At 68.2% G+C, this 3,611-nt stretch carries 4 protein-coding genes; 2 read left to right on the top strand and 2 right to left on the bottom strand.

From position 1 onward, the window contains the following. Together RMO04_RS19280 and RMO04_RS19275 are read left to right on the top strand one after the other, a co-directional pair. On the top strand, positions 1-604 hold a 604-nt coding region (locus tag RMO04_RS19280), incomplete at its 5' end, for a pantoate--beta-alanine ligase (RefSeq protein WP_309646389.1). Positions 605-672: 68 nt separating this feature from the next. Continuing rightward, entirely contained in the window at positions 673-2,298 is a 1,626-nt protein-coding gene (locus RMO04_RS19275) for an NAD(P)/FAD-dependent oxidoreductase (protein WP_309646388.1), read from the top strand. A gap of 7 nt (positions 2,299-2,305) precedes the next feature. Here RMO04_RS19275 and RMO04_RS19270 read toward each other — a convergent pair whose 3' ends face one another. Together RMO04_RS19270 and RMO04_RS19265 are read right to left on the bottom strand one after the other, a co-directional pair. Next, positions 2,306-2,707 carry a DUF1489 domain-containing protein gene (locus RMO04_RS19270; RefSeq protein ID WP_309646387.1) on the bottom strand — a complete coding sequence of 134 codons (402 nt, stop codon included), beginning with the start codon at positions 2,705-2,707 and terminating at the stop codon, positions 2,306-2,308. Positions 2,708-2,713: 6 nt separating this feature from the next. After that, the gene (locus tag RMO04_RS19265) at positions 2,714-3,481 is read right to left on the bottom strand and encodes an enoyl-CoA hydratase-related protein (protein ID WP_309646390.1); all 768 of its coding nucleotides are present in this window, start codon (positions 3,479-3,481) and stop codon (positions 2,714-2,716) included. Positions 3,482-3,611: the final 130 nt, after the last annotated feature.

The raw sequence follows: 3,611 nt of genomic DNA, 5'->3' as shown, positions 1-3,611 counted from the left end.
GCTGGCGGGCGCCAGCTGCGACCTGCTGTTCGCGCCCAGCGTCACCGAGATGTATGCGCCGGGGTTCTCCACCAGGGTCGAGGTTAGCGGGGTCACCGAACCTCTGGACGGCGCCGCCCGCCCTGGTCACTTCGGCGGCGTGGCCCTCATCGTCGCCAAGCTGCTGATCCAGTGCGGGCCGGACGTGGCGGTGTTCGGCGAGAAGGACTACCAGCAGCTCCAGGTGATCAAGCGCCTAGTCGCCGACCTGGACATCCCGACTGAAGTGCTTGGGGGCCCCACCGCTCGCGCACCCGACGGCCTGGCCCTGTCATCCCGCAACGCCTATCTAACCCCCGAACAGCGGGAGGTCGCCCCTGCCCTCGCCGCCGCCCTTCAAGAGGCTGGTCGCCGGCTGCGCGCCGGCGAAAGCGTGGAGCGGGTGGAAGCCACAGGCCTGGCGGCCCTGGAACGCGCCGGCTTTGGCAAGATCGACTATTTCGAGGTCCGTCATCCCGTCGACCTCACCCGTCTGGGTCCAGGCCGCATCACCGGCGAGGCCCGAATCCTGGCCGCCGCCCACCTGGGCAAGACTCGGCTGATCGACAACATGGCGATCGCCTAACGTCGTTCGATTTTCGCTGCGCTGTCAGAAAGTCGCGCTAACGTGACGGTCTCAGGGGAGCGACCGCCATGTCCGCCACATCCGCCAGCCCGACCGCCATCGACGCCGTGATCGTGGGAGCCGGGTTCTCCGGCCTCTACATGCTGCACAGGCTGCGCGCGCAGGGGCTTTCGGTGCGTGTGTTTGAGGCCGGAACCGGGGTGGGCGGCACCTGGTACTGGAACCGCTATCCCGGCGCGCGGGTAGATATCGAGAGCATGGAATACTCCTATTCCTTTTCCCCCGAGCTCGAGGCCGAGTGGGAGTGGAGCGAACGCTACGCCACCCAGCCTGAGCTCCTCGCCTATCTCAACCACGTGGCCGAACGCTTCGACCTGACGCGGGACATCGCTTTCGAGACCCGGGTGACCTCAGCGACCTTCGATGAGACCGCCAATCGTTGGACGGTGATCACCGATGGCGGCGAGCAGGTCTCGGCCCGTTACTGCATCATGGCCACGGGCTGCCTTTCGGTGGCCAATAGCCCGGATTTCCCGGGCCTGGAGTCGTTTCAGGGCAAGACCTATCAGACCGCCCATTGGCCGCATGACGGTGTCGATTTCACCGGCCAGCGGGTGGGGGTGATCGGCACGGGGTCCTCGGCGATCCAGTCGATCCCGCACATCGCCGAGCAGGCCGCCCATCTGCACGTCTTCCAGCGCACGCCCAATTTCAGCGTGCCGGCGCACAACGGACCGCTTGATCCGGCCCTGGTGGAAGACTGGAAAGCCAATCGCGCCCAGTACCGCCAGGAGGGCCGCGAGACCGGCTTCGGCATCCGTGCGGTCGAGGCCACAGAAGATCTGGCGCTGGAGACGCCGGCCGAGGAGCGGACCCGCATCTATGAGGAACGCTGGGCGCGGGGCGGCTTTAGCCTGATCGGCGCCTTCGCCGACATCATCGTCGACCCGGCCGCCAACGCCACGGCGGCGCAATTCGTTGGCGGCAAGATCCGCGAGATCGTCAAGGACCCCGCGGTCGCCGAGACCCTGTTCCCCACATCTTATCCCATCGCCACCAAGCGTCTGTGCGTCGACACCGGCTACTACGCCACCTTCAATCGCGACAATGTCACCCTGGTGGACGTCGCCAAGGCTCCGATCCAGGCCATCACCCCGACGGGCTTGCGCACCTCGGCCGCCGAGTACGAGTTCGACGCCATCGTCTTCGCCATCGGCTTCGACGCCATGACCGGCGCCTTAAACAACATCGACATCCGTGGGCGTGGCGGCGTGGCGTTGAAGGACCGGTGGGCGGAGGGTCCGCGCACCTACCTAGGCCTTATGGTGGCGGGTTTCCCCAACCTGTTCACCGTCACCGGGCCCGGCAGCCCCTCGGTGCTGTGCAACATGGCCGTGGCCATCGAGCAGCACGTGGGCTGGATCGCCGACTGCATCGAGTACCTGGGCGGACGCCAGGTCGCCGCCATCGAGGCGACCGACGCCGCCCAGGACGCTTGGGTCGCCCACGTCAACGAGGTGGCCGACACCACCCTCTATCCGCAGGCCAATTCCTGGTACCTGGGCGCCAACGTGCCCGGGAAGCCAAGGGTGTTCATGCCCTATATCGGCGGCTTCCCCGTCTATCGCGAGAAGTGCGAACAGGTCGCCGCCGATGATTACGAGGGGTTTGTCCTGACGTCGGGCGGAGCCTGACCCGGCCTCACCAGGCTCCAGCCTCTCGTAGCTTTCGCGCCAGGTCCGTCGGCATGTCGCCATCGTCGGCGCTCGATAGATCCGGCGGCGCGTCCTTGGGCTCCAGATAGCGCCAGCCCTGGAAGGCGCGGCGCGGGGTCGGGGCCACGCGGACCAGGTTCCGATCGACCTCCACCTCACAGCGCGCCGTGACACCCTCGCCCACTGTGGTCACCGCCAGGATCGGCTGGCGGCAGAGGATCACCCCCTTGAACACCCGGTAAAGCGACCCTCCATCCAGCAGGTCGGCGGCGCGCTTGGGCGTCTGGCGGGTGCGCATGATCCAGGGCTCGCTCAGATCCTTATGCCAGTCGAGCAGGTCCTGGATGGTGTCGCAGCCGACCACCAACTTGATCAGATGCAGGGTCACGGCGCCTTAGAGCGCCCAGGTCGGCTTGCGCTTGGCGAGGAAGGCGCGGACGCCCTCCTGGCCCTCGTCGCCGACGCGGGCGCGGGCGATGCGCTTGGCGGTCTCTTCCATCACGTCCTCCACCCGGCGATGGGCGACATCGTCGACCAGTTGCTTGGAGGCCGCCACGGCGCCCGGCGCGCAGGCCATCATCTCGTGGGAGATACGGTCGCGGGCCGCATCGAGCCCAGCGCCGTCGGCGACCACCTCGGTGACCAGGCCGATCTTGTCGGCGTAGGTGGCGTCGAAGATCCGCCCCGTGGCGAACAGGCCCCGCGCCTCGCGCGGCCCGATGGCTTCGACGACATAGGGGCTGATGGTCGCCGCGATCAGGCCCAGGCGGACCTCCGAGAAGCTGAACTTGGCCTCGGCTGTGCAGACGGCCAGGTCGCAGGCCGCCGCCAGACCCGCGCCGCCGCCGAAGGCCCCGCCCTCGACCAGGGCCACCGTCAGGGCCGGCATGTCGTGCAGGCTCTTCAGCATCACGGCCATGGCCATGGCGTCTTCGCGGTTGTCGGATTCCGACCGCTCGATGGCGTCGCGCATCCATTCCAGGTCGGCGCCAGCGCTGAACGTGCCGCCGGCGCCGCGCAGGAACACCACCCGCACGCCCTCTGCGCCTTGCAGGGTTTCGAAGGCCTCGTGCAGGGCGGCGATCAGGTGATCGTCGAAGGCGTTGCGGCGCAGCGGGCGGTCCGGGCGCAAGGCCGCGTGCCGGGACTGGAGAGCGCGGATGAAGGTGAACGCAGCCTCGGATGTGCAGCGCACGGCGCGGCCCACATCCTTTACCGCCTCGGCCCGCCCCGTACCGCTGCATCGGCGCGACAGGTAATTCGCCTGCCCGTGCGGCCCGGAGGTTTCGACG

The sequence above is a fragment of the Phenylobacterium sp. genome, assembly GCF_031412415.1.
GTDB lineage: Bacteria > Pseudomonadota > Alphaproteobacteria > Caulobacterales > Caulobacteraceae > Phenylobacterium.
Note: the sequence above shows the minus strand (reverse complement) of the source record. Positions and strands in the feature narration are given on the sequence as shown.